The sequence below is a fragment of the Bartonella sp. AD328YNZD genome (assembly GCF_042196425.1).
The window spans coordinates 1-15581 of the sequence record NZ_JBHIQG010000030.1 but is presented as its reverse complement, the minus strand read 5'-3'; the positions used below and the strand labels follow the sequence as shown (position 1 = coordinate 15581).

Below are 15581 nucleotides of genomic sequence, written 5' to 3'. Positions count from 1 at the left end.
GCAAATTTGAAACGAAAGAATATTACGGGAGTCTCAAGTTGCAAAATAGCTAATTGTCCCTTATAAATTAAGATATTAATATTAAAAAGACCACTGACGGGCTTTTAAAAAAATATAATCTCGAAAAGCATTTAACCTTGCCAAATTCTTTAAATTATAAGGATAACAAAAAAAAGTATCAAAAGAAGGAATATCAACCATATCAGGAAAAAGACGCACTAAATGCTCATCATTATTGACGATATAATCAGGAAGCACAGCAATCCCAAGATCACGCATAAGCGCATTCTTTATTGAGATGATATTGTTGATTTGTAGAACTGAAACGCGCAATGATCCATCACTTCTACCAGCCTTTTCCAACCAATTTAAACCAGACAAATAAGGTGGAACCGGTTCACCGAACGAAATAATACGATGCTCATCGAGATCAGACAATTTTTCCGGCTTTCCATAATTTGCAATATACTTTTCCGAAGCATAAACATGCATATGAATTGTAAAGAGTTTTCTTTGTATAAGATCAGGTTGTTTGGGTTGATGTAAGCGAACAGCACAATCCGCATGACACATTGTCAAATCAAGCTCTTCATCAGAAAGCAAAAGCTGAACCTGCATATCAGGATAAAGACTAAGAAATTCTGGCATACGCTCTGCAATCCACCCTGCCCCCATTCCAAAGGTCGAGGTCACACGCAAGTGCCCCGTTGGTTTTGCATAGCTTTCACTTAATTGCAAACGCACACTTTCAAGCTTCATCAAAACATCATGAGCTGTACGATAAAGAGTTTCTCCTTGTTCTGTAAGAATCAAACCACGCGCATGACGTTGAAATAAGGATACCCCAACCTCTTGTTCTAAAGCCGAAACCTGTCGTGAAACGGCTGATTGAGATAAATGAAGTTTTTGAGCAGCATGCGTAAAAGATCCCGCTTCTGCTGCAGCGTGAAAAACCCTTAACTTATCCCAATCCAACGGTGGCGCCACAATTAATTTTACCTCTATATTCTCTATGTTCTCAATGGGTGACTAACGCTTGAGTATATCCAAAAACCGTTCTGCTTCCAACGCTGCCATACATCCTCTTCCCGCAGCTGTTACAGCTTGGCGGAATGTTTCATCTGTCACATCCCCAGCAGCAAAAACACCAGCAATGCTTGTTGCTGTTGAGTCCGGTGCTGTCCATAAATAGCCACTTTGTTTTTGTTTCAGCTGTCCTTCAAACAGAGAAACAGCAGGATCATGCCCAATGGCAATAAATATGCCCTCTGCATTCACTTTCATCTCGTGACCTGTCTTAACATTTTTCAGACGTGCCCCTGTTACAACAGCGCCCATTGAATCTTGAGCGGGTAGCCCCAAAATTTCTTCGACCACATGATCCCAAAGAACACGTACATTATTACAAGCTAGCAACCTATCTTGCAAAATTTTTTCTGCCCGAAACTGCCCCCGCCTGTGAACCACGCTTACACTTTTAGCCAAATGCGATAAATAAAGTGCTTCTTCAACAGCCGTATTTCCTCCTCCCACGACAATAACGTCCTTATCACGATAAAAAAAGCCATCACATGTCGCACAAGCGGAAACACCTCCGCCCATAAAGGTCTGTTCACTTTCTAAACCAAGCCAGCGCGCTTGAGCTCCTGTTGCAATAATCAGTGCATCACAAGAATATTGTGTTCCTGAATCCCCATATAAAACAAAAGGATACTTCAACAAATCAGCCTTTATAATTGTATCATAGACAATTTTTGTCCCCATATTCTCAGCTTGTTTTGCCATTTGCTCCATCAACCATGGTCCTTGAATGGGATCTGCAAAACCTGGATAATTCTCAACATCAGTTGTAATTGTTAATTGCCCACCCTGCTGCAAGCCCGTCACCAAAACCGGCTTAAGCATTGCTCTTGCTGCATAGATCGCCGCTGTATAACCAGCCGGACCTGAGCCAATAATCAGCAGACGAATATGAGATTGTACCATTAAATCCCCTTCACTTTATTATAAATTAATTATTCTATAAATGATAACGGAATGCAGCCTTTTAAAAAAATATTTTTCAAGAGCCCTAATTATGTTATGTATACTTCTTTTCAAGTTTTATGAAAAGGTCTGATTACTAATTCATCAAGGCGCGCTAATGTTAAGAATTAATCCTTATCCTATAAAGAGAAAAATGTAACTTCTTATGAGCACAAAACCATAATAAAAAGAGATACAAAGATAGGGAACGATCATTTTTCAATTTATTATCAATGTCTGTGCACGTTTTGCCTTAATCATGGGAGGAGCAATGCTTTTGCCAATTTTTGTGGATTTGCACGACAACAATCGTAATTGGATAAGCTTTCTCTATTCTTGTGCCATAACCACCATGTTAGCAACGCTGATTCTTTTAGCAACTAAGGGGGCTACTTGTCGTTTTTCAGCACGCCTTGGTTTTATGCTCACTGTTTGTCTTTGGCTCACAGGAAGCATCGTGGGTGCCTTACCTCTTTATCTTTCCCCTCTACCCATTTCTCTAGCAGGTGCCATCTTTGAATCTGTCTCTGGAATTACAACAACAGGCTCTACAGTCCTTTCGGGTCTTGATAATTTGTCGCGAAGTATTTTGTTATGGCGTTCTATCATATGCTGGATTGGAGGCATCGGTTTTATCGGTTTAGCCCTCTTGATTTTGCCTTCACTGCGTGTGGGGGGAGTACGACTTTTTCATATGGAATCATCTGATAAATCTGAAAAAATATTGCCTCGCATCAACCAAATTGCTAATGGAATTATCATAGCTTATGTTGGTCTCACATTGGCTTGTATGCTTTCTTATTTTGCTGCAGGCATGAATTTATTTGATGCCATTAACCATGCAATGAGTACAGTAGCAACTGCTGGTTTTTCGACTCACGATGCTTCTTTTGGCTATTTTTCTAATACACCAGCTATCTTAATTATCTCAACAATCTTCATGTTGCTTTCTGCTTTACCCTTCGTCCTTTATGTTAAATTAGTTCTTCCTGGACACTCCAAACGCTTCCTTGATCCACAAGTAATTGTTTTTCTCCATATCGTTCTCCTTTTCAGCTTTGCTTTAGCAGTGTGGCTACGGTTTCATGATCATCGCGCTTTCCATTTGGTTTTTCTTGATGCCATTTTTCACCTTTCATCCATTATTAGTACCACAGGTTACAGTGCTGAAGATTATCAACTTTGGGGCCCCTTTGCGCTTGGAATTTTCTTTATTGTTTCTTTTACAGGTGGGTGTGCTGGTTCTACTTCTGGTGGTATGAAAATCAATCGCCTTATTATTCTTTGGCGTATTACACAAACAAATATACAAAAACTTCTTTCTCCTAATGTTGTCGTAAAAGCTCGCTATGATCACTCAAATATATCAAACGATGTTGCTCAAGCCGTTTTATTTTTTGTATGTCTTTATATGTTCTGCCTTGTTATCGGCACTGCACTTTTGCTTACAACCGGTCTTGACTTTACCTCTTCCTTTACAGGTGTCTTAACCGCACTTTCAAATGTTGGTCCAGGCTTTGGAGATATCATTGGCCCTGCAGGTAATTTCTCTACAATCAATGATAATGCTTTATGGATTTTAAGTTTTCTAATGTTAGCTGGACGCCTTGAAATCATAACAATATTCGTCCTTTTTATTCCCGCTTTCTGGCGTGAACAATTCTAATGCATAGAGTATTTTATGCTACCATGATAAAAAATTTACAAGATAAAAAGGCGAGAACAGTATGCGTCATAATATTCACCCCTCACCCAATCTACTGAAGATTTCCTAAAATTTCATACAAAACATCATATCAATGATATAAAAATAATTCAACAAAAACAATCAAATACCAATACTCTCAAAGCCATAACATATAAAACTTCACTTTATTGATCTTCTTTATCAAATAAAGTGGACGCATAGAACATTCTTTTACGAATAATCCCTCATGCAAAAATATGAATATTTGCTGATAAAAGTGTTTTTTCTCTTTAATAGAACAACATCTTTATGGAAAATAGAATGCATTCTATTACAAATTTACGAGCTTGTTAAAAAACATCTCACAATACTCATCTTATTCATTTCACAACAATTCTTATGAAAGGTATAAGATCTAATTGGTCCCATCATTTTTACTTAAATAATAAAGTGCATACCGAAACCACAACATAAGATACAATTAGCACCATCATATTATTTTTCTGCTGTTAATGTGCAACAGACTGCATTTCAGACAATTTATAAGAAATCTCTTTACACCTTTCTTAAATAGTTTTTATCCGCCACATGCTCTCTTCCAATTGTGACGTGCAAATGTATAGTTTTTATTGATTTACTATAAACAGATTTGACATGGAAGAATCATACGATATTGAAAGTTCTTATTCAAATTGCAAAGATAAATTATTTATATGATATCAATATATTAATCAAAGCACATTTTGTTTATGAATTTCTACTACCCGAAAATATGTACAACTATTTTATCCATGAAAATACTAGAGAAAACCTCAAAAATTTTCTCTCATTTAAGATAAGAATTTTTTTGCTCTATATTTAAGTCTTACAAAACGTAATAATATTAGCATGACAGCGTTAAGATAGTGCATAAATCTCTAGACTTTAAAAGTTAAAGTATTATTTTCTCATTCTAAAATATTGCTGGAATTAAAATAATTCTTCTCTCTCCTCGTATGCTTTGTCATAAGCCATATATCGCTCTCAAACCTATAGATTTTTTAATCTTTGATCCCAAACTTTGAGAACTTCTTATAGCGTTATATGAAAGACATGATAAATTTTTTGAAATAACACTTATATAATTGAGATGTTTTCTTGATGATCATAAAAAACCTTTAAAGGAAACACTTTTTATCATTCCTCAAGAAGATTTTTGATATAATATATTTTAAAGTATTTTTTCCGCAAACAGTTCTTTGTAAATACTTCCAATCTCAATTGCCTCCTTTTCCAAAGGAAAGTGAGTACGAACATGGGTTAAAGCTTTCTTTCCGGCTGCTAATGTTTTTTCTACATCAGAAAAATAAAGTTCAATCGCTGCCGTTAAAGCCGAACCATCTCCTGCTTTTACAACCGTTCCTGTTTCTGCTACTACCAACTCTTTATAAGCTCCCGCATCACTCGTTACAACCGCAACCTGTGATGCCATTGCCTCTAATGGTGTTAAACCGAAACCTTCTGTACGAGAAGGTGCCACATAAAGTGATAAACGACGATACCATAAAGGTGTATCCAGAATCTCACCAAGAAAAATAATGCGATCATTCAGATCAGCCTTAGCAATCTTTTGGCGTAATTCTTTTTCAAAATGATAATGTTGTTCTGTCGTACGACCAGCAATAAGTGCTGTCCACTCAGGATAGTGGGGCAATAATGCTATCATAGCATCAACAAATAAATCTGTTCCCTTTGAGCTACGCACACGTCCAAAACATCCTACCGCATATTTTCCTGGAAATCCTGTTGAAGAAAAGTAATCATTAAGAGTCTGTGGTGGCGTAAAACGCCTTACATCCACCCCATGCATAATAACCTTGTGAGGCACTTCTAGATAAGCACCCGTATGCGTACTGGTAGCAATAACTCTATCCATACGGCGAATCAACCATTTGGTAAAAGGCTTATGATGGCGTTGTGAAGCCGATGTGAATATAAGCCTCAGCTTCATTCGCAAGATATCGCGTAAAAAGATCCCACAAAGCATCTCAATATTGCGTCGTGCATGCCAAATACGAAATGATTTCCCTTTCGGACTTTTCCAAAGTCCGAAAAGGTCCCTAAAGGTAAGAGCAGGCAAGTTTTGTGGTAATCCAAATCCCAAAGTAGATATACGCACCCCCTGTTCGCGCTGTAGTGGAATAAGCTGAATAATCGTAGATGTCACTCCCGACAAACGCTTTTTTAAATGAGGCGCAATAACCTCAGTTTCTTCCAAAGAGATACGCATAATAATCCATATGTTATTTAGATGTACTGAACCTTAATGATCTCATAATTATGCGCACCACCTGGTGCATTCACCTCAATCACATCACCTTCTTGCTTGCCAATAAGTGCACGTGCGATAGGCGAAGAAATAGAGATTTTACCAATTTTTACATCAGCTTCTTGATCCCCTACAATCTGATACACTTTTTTTTCTTCAGTATCCTCATCCAAGAGTTTAATGGTTGCGCCAAATTTTATTTTGTCACCTGAAAGACGCGAGACATCTATCACTTCTGCTCGTGCGATATAATCTTCAAGCTCATTTATACGCCCCTCATTAAGACTTTGCGCTTCTTTAGCTGCATGATACTCGGCATTTTCTGACAAATCACCATGTGCTCGCGCCTCAGAAATTGCTTCAATAATCCGCGGACGCTCCTGTTGTTGACGCCAACGCAACTCTTCTTTAAGACTTTCAAAACCAGCTGTAGTCATCGGAACTTTTTCCATAATCCGTCCCTTTCTATTACACGGAAAGTTTAATAAAAATACAAAAAACGGCTTCCAAAATTACTTTTGGAATCCGAAAACTACGATCTTTTTCATTATATAGTACAGTCTCTCTGTTTTCCATATAAAAATAAATAAAGGGAACAAAACATGCACCAATAGTGTTTAAAACATCTCATTTTGGTGTTTAAAATATTAAAATTCACTCTACTGCTGAGTCTCCTAAAGAAGAAAGAATTGTATTTTTTTCTGTTTTATCATAGTCTGGCAAAAGAAATCATATGTGATACGAAGAGAGAAGGATAGAAAATTACTAAAGAAGTTCTTTGCAGTAAAATGAAAAAAATCATAATTTTTTTTATGTTTGTTCCTTTCTTTTTAGCCACAACAATATCAGAGGCAGCAGATGCTTTTGTTACGAGAAATCTTAATTTTAGAACAGGTCCCAGCACTCAGTATGCGCTTTGTGGCTTAATCTCTGCGGGGGAATTGGTCTTTGTCAAAAACTGTGAAGGAAACTGGTGCCATATCCGATATAACGCTCAAATGGGTTGGGTGTCATCTCGTTATCTTTCATTTAAAGATGGAAATGATCTTTATCACACATACACAATGCCTTTAGTGCCCAAACGTACCGATTATTCTCCATAACAGCCATAATAACTTATGCCCTCTTGAATATCATCATGGAAAAAATGCAATAGTGTCTATGAACAACCACAAATATGCTCCCTCCAAAGAAATACTTCGAAGAATTTGTCTCATAGAAAAAACTTGATCAAGATCCTAATGAAAGCTCCAATAAACCAAAACAAATCTGTTCAATAATGTTTTGCTGTTGTTGTAATGAAATTGTAAAAATTAGTATTTTCTTTAAAATCACCAGCACGCTTCTATCAAAGGATACAACAATGAAAAATGGTGTTACTGCAACAGTAGAAGCTCTTTCTGCTCTCATTGCTTCAGGTAATCCTCTTTTTAAGAATGGTGCATTATGGACACCTCACCGCCCTATTCGTCCTGAAAAATCTGAAGGTGGTATTCCATTTCAACTCGAAACATCTTTTAAACCAGCGGGAGATCAACCTCAAGCCATTAAAACTCTGGTTGAGGGAATTCAAAAAGATGAACGTACACAAGTGCTTTTGGGTGTTACCGGCTCAGGAAAAACCTATACAATGGCCAATATCATTGAAAAAACACAGCGTCCAGCTCTGATTTTAGCTCCAAATAAAACTTTAGCGGCACAGCTTTATGGAGAATTTAAAAGCTTTTTTCCTCACAATGCTGTCGAATATTTTGTTTCTTATTATGACTATTATCAACCAGAAGCCTATGTTGCACGCTCTGACACTTATATTGAAAAAGAGTCCTCTATTAATGAACAAATCGACCGGATGCGTCATGCTGCAACACGCGCCGTCTTAGAGCGTGATGATGTTATTATCGTCGCATCTGTCTCCTGCATCTACGGAATTGGTTCCGTAGAAACCTATACGGCCATGACCTTCGAAATAGAAAAAGGGGACAAACTCAATCAACGAAAACTCTTGGCTGATTTAGTCTCTCAACAGTATTATCGACAAGATATCAACTTCGTTCGTGGTTCCTTTCGTGTACGAGGAGATACAATCGAAATTTTCCCTGCCCACCTCGAAGATCGTGCTTGGCGTATTTCGCTCTTTGGCGATGAAGTGGAAACAATTACGGAATTTGATCCTCTCACCGGACAAAAAACAGGCGATCTTCAATCAATTAAAATTTATGCCAACTCACACTACGTAATACCACGCCCAACACTTAACCAAGCGATGAAATCTATCAAAATGGAACTCGTTCAACGCCTCGATGAGTTGAACGAAGCTGGGCGTCTTTTAGAAGCACAACGTTTAGAACAACGTACAGTTTTTGATTTGGAAATGTTGGAAACCACCGGTTCATGTCCAGGAATTGAAAATTATTCACGTTATTTAACAGGACGAAATCCCGGTGAACCACCCCCAACTTTATTCGAATATATTCCACTCAATTCTCTTGTTTTTATCGATGAAAGCCATGTAACCATTCCCCAAATTGGTGGTATGTACCGAGGTGATTTTCGCAGAAAAGCAACTTTAGCAGAATATGGTTTTCGCCTCCCTTCCTGTATGGACAACCGTCCTTTGCGCTTTGAAGAATGGGATGCCATGCGCCCACAAACAATTGCTGTCTCCGCAACACCTGGACGCTGGGAAATAGAACAATCCCATGGTATTTTTGCTGAACAAATCATTCGCCCAACAGGGCTTGTCGATCCAGAAACAGAAATTCGTCCAGCACGCACTCAAGTCGATGATGTTGTGAATGAAATTCGGAAAACAATTCAAAAGGGCTACCGTACATTGGTGACAGTTCTCACAAAGCGTATGGCCGAAAACTTAACTGAATATCTCCACGAACAAGGTATTCGTGTACGCTATATGCATTCCGACATTGATACATTAGAACGCATTGAAATTCTACGCGATCTTCGGCTTGGCACCTTTGATGTCCTCATCGGTATCAACTTGCTCCGAGAAGGCTTAGATATTCCAGAATGTGGTTTTGTTGCCATTCTAGATGCCGATAAAGAGGGCTTTTTGCGCTCTGAAACTTCCCTCATACAAACAATCGGACGTGCTGCACGTAACGTAGATGGCCGTGTTATCCTCTATGCAGATACGATCACTGGTTCCATAAAACGAGCCTTACAAGAGACACAAAGACGTCGACAAAAACAAATAGCCTATAATGAAGAACACCATATCACACCGAAAAGTATCAAAAAAAATATCGGAGATATTCTCAATTCAGGTTATGAAAACAACCATATTCGTACAAATATCCCTGATGTCATCGAGAAAAAAAATATGGTTGGCAACAATTTAGCATCTCATATTAAACACCTCGAAAAATTAATGCATGAAGCAGCTGCTGATCTTAATTTTGAAGAAGCAGCACGCCTTCGCGATGAAATCAAACAATTACAAAAGATAGAACTAGAACTCGCGGAGAATCCCTTAACACATCATAGAGAACAATCCCCCCAAGAGCCCGTGTTACAACCAAGTCTTTTCTCCAAACCAGACCTTGCACACATGGGACCAACCATGGACACTGGTATTTTGGAAAATCAAAAAGGAAAATCTCGTAAAAACACTCCTAATCAAGCAACAATAAAACGAAAAAAACGCAATCAATGAAGGAGCAAGAAATTTCACACCGCCAAAACTAATCTTTAGCTCTTCTAAAAAACTGACTATCGATGAAGAGTAAACAGTATTGCCCTAAAAATAGATAACAGCAAATATTAAAAATATTCCAATTTTTCTAAGACAACATAAGAGAGGATATTTTACAAAAAATGCCTAAAATTATTGACTTTTCAAAAAATCTTTCTTGTTCAACCTTATTATAAAAATCTTTAAAACTGTAAAAACTTCTAAAATATAAATAAATGCAGACAAATTTTAAAAAATATCTTCCATGAAACAAAATATTACTACAAATATATTATATTTATACAATTATACTATAATATATAATTTAATATTAATCATAATTATATAGTAATAAAACTATAGGCTTTATTTATAAAATAGTTATTAAATTACATTAAATTAATTGATAGGAACAAATTATTCCCAAATAAATACTTTATACAACATAGTAAAAATCATCTACTACCAATACAATCTTATCAATTAAATACATTAAATTGAAATCAAAATTTTGTCAGTATCTATGATAGCTTTTACTAAATGGCTTATTTATTTGTTTTGTCACAATAAAGTCCAAAATTGTTCAGGCTCTATTCAGTTTGAAACGTGTAGGATGTGAAAAATACGAATTAACACAAGGAGCATCATTATGAAAAAAGTGATCAGGTTAGCGGTATTATCAGCAATGTCAACTGTGACCATTTTGATGCCGCTAAATGCAACGCTTGCGGATATGGCATGGAATCGTAGTGACTCTATCTCGAGAGAAATAGATGATATGATGAGGAAGATGCGTAAAGAAACAGATGATGCGATAAGGGAAATAAGGAAGAGAGCTGATATTCTGCCTTGCGGTTTTTCTCACTCCCATTGTTCTGATAAAAAACGTGGCTTTTTTTCTGATGATTTCCAAAAGTTTGTTGATGATTTCCACAAGAGTTCTGATGACAACAAGAGAAGATTTAAAGCCAAACATGAAAGGTCTGTAGCCAAACATAGTAAGACGGAACAACAACAACAACACCATCATCACCACCACCACCATTATCATCATGTTGAAAACAAAACATATCATTACGTCGAGCGCAAAAAGACAAAACACAGTAATATTCATATAGACAACTCAGGAGATGCTTTAGCGGTGGGCATTCTTGGTCTTGCAACAGGTACAATTCTTGGTACAATTTTAAAAAAACCAGAACAGCCACAAGTGGTTTATCAAATAGTACCACAAAGTCAGGTAATTTATCAAAAAGTTCCACAAAATCAAAGGGTTTATCAAGTGCAGCAAACGGTGGCATATGAGCCATTCCAGCAATCATTAGAATCTGATTGGCTTAACTATTGCAAGAAAAAATACCGTTCCTTTAACCCTAAAACAGGGACCTTTCGAGACCGTAATGGTTTGGAACACATTTGTTATGCCCCAATAAATTAACTTCTGTTGCGTCCTACTAAAAAAGTTTTAAATGGCAAAAAAAACGCTTCAAAGCGTTTTTTTGTTTTCTCATATATTAAAATCTTGAAGAAAAGTATTATTTTGGCGCTCATAGTCTATACTACTTTTGGGATCATGCCCACAGATAAAACAAACATCATCGCCTAAGGGTAAAACTTTTTCTCGAAGGGATTTCATCAATTTTTCATAAGAACAGAAGGGGAAGTCCGTACGTCCAATAGAACCACGAAAGAGAACAACACCCAAGAAGGCTAAGCGCTCTTTCTCATTGAAATAAATAACATGACCAAGGGAATGCCCCAGTGTATGCAAAACCCTAAACTCATGTCCAGCAAAATACACACACTCACCATCTTCTAAATATATCGAACAACGCCCCATGATGCTTGCGGATGTAAGCCATGATTTAAGAACCATTCTCACCCGTTTTAAACTTCAGCTAACATTAGCAAATACTGACTTTGATATCAAGCCGCTTGAGCAAAATGTGAGCGACATGCAAAACATGTTAGAAGATTACCTTTCTTTTGCCCGTAGTGAAGAAAGTGAGTGTGTTAAAACTTTTGATTTAAATGCTCTTATGCAAAAATTCTCTACCGATGCACATCTTCACAAACGTCAATTTTCCTACACCATTGAAAGCCCTACACAAATACAGGCACGCCCACGTGCCTTCACGCGTCTCATCAGCAATCTTGTGTCAAATGCATTTTGTCATGCCAATACTGTCAAACTAACAGCCATATCCCAACAAGAATGTTTCCCATATATCAAAAAAAGTTCCCGCAATATATTATATTTATACAGTTATAATATGATATCGAACTCAATATTTAGCCTCACAAGAGAGTAGTGAAACAGGACTGTATTCAATCACACAAATAAGGTGAAATAAGGTTCTATCTTAGCACCATAAGCCTATAATAAAAAACGATAACTTTTATTCATACACCTATTGTTCAATTCATATTGTATCAAGCAATAAAAAAGTACTCATCAATAAATAATTTATAACCAATAGTAAAAAATCTGGTGCTCTAAATACAAGCTGCTTAATTAAGCTTAAGAAGAGTACATTAATTGAAATCAAAATTCTGTCATGATTTTATTTTATTGTATTGATAATAGTTTTAACTAAATGAATTTTTATTTTTTTGTCACAATAAAGTCCAAAATTGTTCAGTCTCTATTCAGTTTGAAACGTGTAGGATGTGAAAAATACGAATTGACACAAGGAGCATCATTATGAAAAAAGTGATCAGGTTAGCGGTATTATCAGCAATGTCTACTGTAACCGTTTTGATGCCATTAGATCCAACGCTTGCGGATATGGCATGGTATCATAACTATGATATGAGAAGGGAGGCTGGTTTACCGTCTCACAATTTTAGCTCCCATTTTTCTCATAGTGAACATCACTCTTTTGATAATCCCCACAAGCGTCATTATGTTAGCCATAAATGGGGAGCACAACAACACCATCATGTTGAACACAAGACATATCATTATGTCGAGCGCAAAAAGACAAAACACAGTAGTATTAATATAAATAACTCAGGAGAAGCTTTAGCAATGGGCATTCTTGCTCTTGCAGCAGGTGCACTTCTCGGCAAAATTTTTAAAAAACCAGAACAGCCACAAGTTGTTTATCAAACCGCACCACAGCATCAAATTGTATATCAACAGGTTCCACAAGAACAGATAATTTATGAAGCTCCGCAAACGGTGGAATATGAGCCAGTACAACAATCATTAGAATCTGATTGGCTTAACTATTGCAAGAAAAAATACCGTTCCTTCAACCCTAAAACAGGAACTTTCCGAGACCGTAAAGGCGTCGAACACCTTTGTTATGCCCCAATAAATTAACTTCTGTTCTGCCCTACTAAAAAGTTTTAAATGGCAAAAAAACGCTTCAAAGCGTTTTTTTTGTTTGCTCATATATTAAAATCTTGAAGAAAAGGATTATTTTGGCGCTCATAGCCTATGCTACTTTTGGGACCATGCCCACAGATGAAACGAACATCGTTGCCTAAAGGTAAAACTTTTTCTCTAAGAGATTGCATCAATTTTTCATGGGAACAGAAGGGGAAGTCCGTACGTCCAATAGAGCCACGAAAAAGAACATCACCCAAGAGGGCTAAGCGCTCTTTTTCATTGAAATAAATAACATGACCAGGAGAATGCCCTGGTGTATGAAAAACCTTAAACACATGTCCAGCAAAATGAACGCACTCACCATCTTCTAACCATCGATCAGGAATACAAATGCAAGCATCAGTGATGCCATAATTTTTTGCGCTTTCGCTCACGGCATCCATCACAGGCTTATCATCGCGATGTGAACCGATAATTTTTACATTAAGCGCTTCTTTCACTTGCATTGCTGCTCCTACATGATCAAAATGACCATGTGTTATCCAAATAGCCTCAACGATAACACCATTCTTTTCGATTACGTCTTGAATCCGCGGCCAATCACCACCAGGATCAACGAGAACCCCCGTTTTACATTCACTATCAAAAAGCAAAGTGCAATTTTGTTGGAATGTCGTAACTGGAATAATATGTATATTAAGACTACCCATCATATCCTTTTCAAAAATAACTTTTTTCAATTTATAAATAAAACTTTCTCTCCTTTAAGGTAAAGGTGCTGCTCGACAGCTTTATACAACTTATGTAAACTTGCACTTTGTGTAAACTAAATTTTTATCAAGGTTTTTTTTAAGAATGAGCAATCACGTTCAAGTTTTGTGTGACGATGCCCCTCACCTTCTTGTGATTGATGACGATACGCGTATTCGCAATCTTTTATTTCAGTTTCTCATTAAAAATGGATTTCGTGTTTCAGTTTCAGCCAATGCGAATGAAGCAAGACGACTGTTAGCAAGTTTAGATTTTGATCTTCTTATTGTTGATGTCATGATGCCTGGCGAAAACGGTATTGATCTCACTCATTCACTCCGTCAAACAAAAGATGTCCCTATCTTCATGTTAACAGCTTTATCAGAAATAGACAATCGTATCCGTGGATTAGAAGCAGGGGCAGATGATTATCTGGCTAAGCCGTTTGACCCTCGTGAACTTCTCCTTCGCATCAACGCCATTTTACGACGTGGTTTTCCCCTTAGCCAACCTAAAATTGAGCAAATCATTTTTGGTCCTTATATATTTTCAATTTCACGGCGCGAACTCAAAAAAAGAGGAGAAATTATTAAATTAACCGATAAAGAACAAGAAATGATGATCATTTTTGCCGAAAATGCAGGCGATACAATTCCGCGCCATAAATTCGCGACCGATGACAGCAATATAAGTGAACGTGCCATTGATGTACAAATCAACCGCCTTCGCCGTAAGATCGAAAAAAATCCAGCACTTCCTATATGGCTCCAAACTGTGCGAGGAATAGGGTATAAACTCTCAATTGAATAGGCACAAGAATGTTCAAACCTTTAAGATTTTTTTTTCGATGGCTAACGAAAAAAATGCCTAAACGGCTTTATGCTCGTTCTTTGATCATTATTATTGCTCCCATGGTGCTTCTGCAAACGGTTATTGCTTACGTCTTTATGGAACGTCATTGGCAAATGGTAACCGAGCGTCTTTCAACTGCTGTCGTGCATGATATTTCAGCCATTATTGATATTATTGAAACATATCCACAACAAGATAACTATGAAGATATCAAGCGTATTGCACAACAACGTATGGGATTAAACATTTCTATTCTCTCTCCTGCCCCCTTACCCCCACCGGGACCTAAGCCATTTTTTGCAATTCTTGATTATTTTTTAAGCGAAGAAATCACCCGACAAATTAACCGTCCCTTCTGGATCGATACCGTAGGAGATTCTGATCTTGTTGAAATCCGTATCCACCTTGGTCACAACATCTTGCGTGTCTTCGCTCCGCGCAGCCAAGCCTATGCTTCCAATACCTCTATTTTTTTAAGCTGGATGGTAGGAACAGCTCTTGTTTTGTTGTTGATAGCAATTTATTTCTTACGCAACCAAATAAAACCAATTCAACAACTCGCTGAAGCGGCTGAAAGCTTTGGGCGAGGTCGTCCCTTACCAAAAGGATTTCAACCACAAGGAGCTGATGAAGTCCGTCGTGCAGGCATCGCTTTTTTACGTATGCGAGAACGTATTGAACGCCAAATAGAACAACGCACCATGATGCTCTCAGGAGTAAGTCATGATTTAAGAACCATTCTTACACGTTTTAAACTTCAGTTAGCATTAGCAAATACTGGCTTTGATATTAAACCGCTTGAGCAAGATGTAAGTGATATGCAAAATATGTTAGAAGATTATCTTGCCTTTGCCCGTGGAGAAGGAAGTGAAAGTGTCAAGACTTTTGATTTAAATGCTCTTATGCAAAAATTCTCCACCGATGCTCATCT

12 protein-coding genes and 2 pseudogenes are annotated in these 15581 nt (G+C 37.3%); 8 read left to right on the top strand and 6 right to left on the bottom strand.

Translation table 11 applies throughout. The annotated features are described in order from the left end of the window. Positions 1-81 precede the first annotated feature (81 nt). Together ACFIO3_RS02840 and trxB are read right to left on the bottom strand one after the other, a co-directional pair. Positions 82-987, bottom strand: a complete 906-nt coding sequence (locus ACFIO3_RS02840) for a LysR family transcriptional regulator (RefSeq protein WP_273791217.1) — start codon at positions 985-987, stop codon at positions 82-84. A 42-nt stretch (positions 988-1029) separates the two neighbouring features. Continuing rightward, positions 1030-1986 (bottom strand): thioredoxin-disulfide reductase, encoded by a 957-nt coding sequence (gene trxB, locus ACFIO3_RS02835; RefSeq protein WP_375606331.1) that lies wholly within the window; start codon positions 1984-1986, stop codon positions 1030-1032. Between the two features lie 310 nt (positions 1987-2296). Between trxB and ACFIO3_RS02830 the strand changes: the two genes are divergently transcribed. Further along, a complete protein-coding gene (locus ACFIO3_RS02830; RefSeq protein ID WP_375606332.1) occupies positions 2297-3691 on the top strand; it encodes a TrkH family potassium uptake protein in 1395 nt (464 codons plus the stop codon). Between the two features lie 1231 nt (positions 3692-4922). Here ACFIO3_RS02830 and ACFIO3_RS02825 read toward each other — a convergent pair. Together ACFIO3_RS02825 and greA are read right to left on the bottom strand one after the other, a co-directional pair. After that, the gene (locus ACFIO3_RS02825) at positions 4923-5981 is read right to left on the bottom strand and encodes a glycosyltransferase family 4 protein (RefSeq protein ID WP_375607748.1); all 1059 of its coding nucleotides are present in this window, start codon (positions 5979-5981) and stop codon (positions 4923-4925) included. A 17-nt stretch (positions 5982-5998) separates the two neighbouring features. Next, positions 5999-6472, bottom strand: coding sequence for a transcription elongation factor GreA (gene greA, locus ACFIO3_RS02820; protein WP_375606334.1), 474 nt, complete (start codon positions 6470-6472; stop codon positions 5999-6001). Between the two features lie 336 nt (positions 6473-6808). Here greA and ACFIO3_RS02815 point away from each other — a divergent pair, with 336 nt between their 5' ends. From ACFIO3_RS02815 to ACFIO3_RS02805, 3 genes are all read left to right on the top strand, one after another. Continuing rightward, positions 6809-7123 (top strand): SH3 domain-containing protein, encoded by a 315-nt coding sequence (locus ACFIO3_RS02815; protein WP_375614402.1) that lies wholly within the window; start codon positions 6809-6811, stop codon positions 7121-7123. 260 nt (positions 7124-7383) lie between these two features. Then, positions 7384-9693: an excinuclease ABC subunit UvrB gene (gene uvrB, locus ACFIO3_RS02810; protein ID WP_375614037.1), complete on the top strand. Its 2310-nt coding sequence runs from the start codon at positions 7384-7386 to the stop codon at positions 9691-9693. Between the two features lie 667 nt (positions 9694-10360). Beyond that, positions 10361-11149 carry a BA14K family protein gene (locus tag ACFIO3_RS02805; protein WP_375606337.1) on the top strand — a complete coding sequence of 263 codons (789 nt, stop codon included), beginning with the start codon at positions 10361-10363 and terminating at the stop codon, positions 11147-11149. A gap of 69 nt (positions 11150-11218) precedes the next feature. Here the strand turns inward: ACFIO3_RS02805 and ACFIO3_RS02800 are convergent. Next, positions 11219-11533, bottom strand: a pseudogene (locus tag ACFIO3_RS02800) (MBL fold metallo-hydrolase); the annotation flags it as partial. Here ACFIO3_RS02800 and ACFIO3_RS02795 point away from each other — a divergent pair. Both ACFIO3_RS02795 and ACFIO3_RS02790 read left to right on the top strand, forming a co-directional pair. After that, positions 11529-11933, top strand: a pseudogene (locus tag ACFIO3_RS02795) (sensor histidine kinase); the annotation flags it as partial. The pseudogenes ACFIO3_RS02800 and ACFIO3_RS02795 sit on opposite strands and share 5 nt — an antisense overlap. 482 nt (positions 11934-12415) lie before the next feature. Beyond that, complete coding sequence (locus ACFIO3_RS02790) at positions 12416-13039, top strand: BA14K family protein (RefSeq protein ID WP_375607753.1); 624 nt, start codon at positions 12416-12418, stop codon at positions 13037-13039. 68 nt (positions 13040-13107) lie between these two features. Here the strand turns inward: ACFIO3_RS02790 and ACFIO3_RS02785 are convergent, their stop codons facing one another. Continuing rightward, positions 13108-13758 (bottom strand): MBL fold metallo-hydrolase, encoded by a 651-nt coding sequence (locus ACFIO3_RS02785; protein WP_375606477.1) that lies wholly within the window; start codon positions 13756-13758, stop codon positions 13108-13110. 145 nt (positions 13759-13903) lie between these two features. Between ACFIO3_RS02785 and ACFIO3_RS02780 the strand changes: the two genes are divergently transcribed. Both ACFIO3_RS02780 and ACFIO3_RS02775 read left to right on the top strand, forming a co-directional pair. Beyond that, positions 13904-14608 carry a response regulator gene (locus ACFIO3_RS02780; RefSeq protein ID WP_375606339.1) on the top strand — a complete coding sequence of 235 codons (705 nt, stop codon included), beginning with the start codon at positions 13904-13906 and terminating at the stop codon, positions 14606-14608. An 8-nt stretch (positions 14609-14616) separates the two neighbouring features. Beyond that, positions 14617-15581 (top strand): HAMP domain-containing protein (locus tag ACFIO3_RS02775; RefSeq protein WP_375704087.1); only part of this gene is annotated, 965 nt, incomplete at its 3' end.

Bases quoted from the DNA above. Each gene is read 5' to 3' on its own strand.
- ACFIO3_RS02815 (WP_375614402.1), top strand. From the start codon at position 6,809: ATGAAAAAAATCATAATTTTTTTTATGTTTGTTCCTTTCTTTTTAGCC.
- uvrB (WP_375614037.1), top strand. From the start codon at position 7,384: ATGAAAAATGGTGTTACTGCAACAGTAGAAGCTCTTTCTGCTCTCATT.
- ACFIO3_RS02790 (WP_375607753.1), top strand. From the start codon at position 12,416: ATGAAAAAAGTGATCAGGTTAGCGGTATTATCAGCAATGTCTACTGTA.
- ACFIO3_RS02785 (WP_375606477.1), bottom strand. From the start codon at position 13,758: ATGGGTAGTCTTAATATACATATTATTCCAGTTACGACATTCCAACAA.
- ACFIO3_RS02805 (WP_375606337.1), top strand. From the start codon at position 10,361: ATGAAAAAAGTGATCAGGTTAGCGGTATTATCAGCAATGTCAACTGTG.
- trxB (WP_375606331.1), bottom strand. From the start codon at position 1,986: ATGGTACAATCTCATATTCGTCTGCTGATTATTGGCTCAGGTCCGGCT.
- ACFIO3_RS02780 (WP_375606339.1), top strand. From the start codon at position 13,904: ATGAGCAATCACGTTCAAGTTTTGTGTGACGATGCCCCTCACCTTCTT.
- ACFIO3_RS02825 (WP_375607748.1), bottom strand. From the start codon at position 5,981: ATGCGTATCTCTTTGGAAGAAACTGAGGTTATTGCGCCTCATTTAAAA.
- greA (WP_375606334.1), bottom strand. From the start codon at position 6,472: ATGGAAAAAGTTCCGATGACTACAGCTGGTTTTGAAAGTCTTAAAGAA.
- ACFIO3_RS02830 (WP_375606332.1), top strand. From the start codon at position 2,297: ATGCTTTTGCCAATTTTTGTGGATTTGCACGACAACAATCGTAATTGG.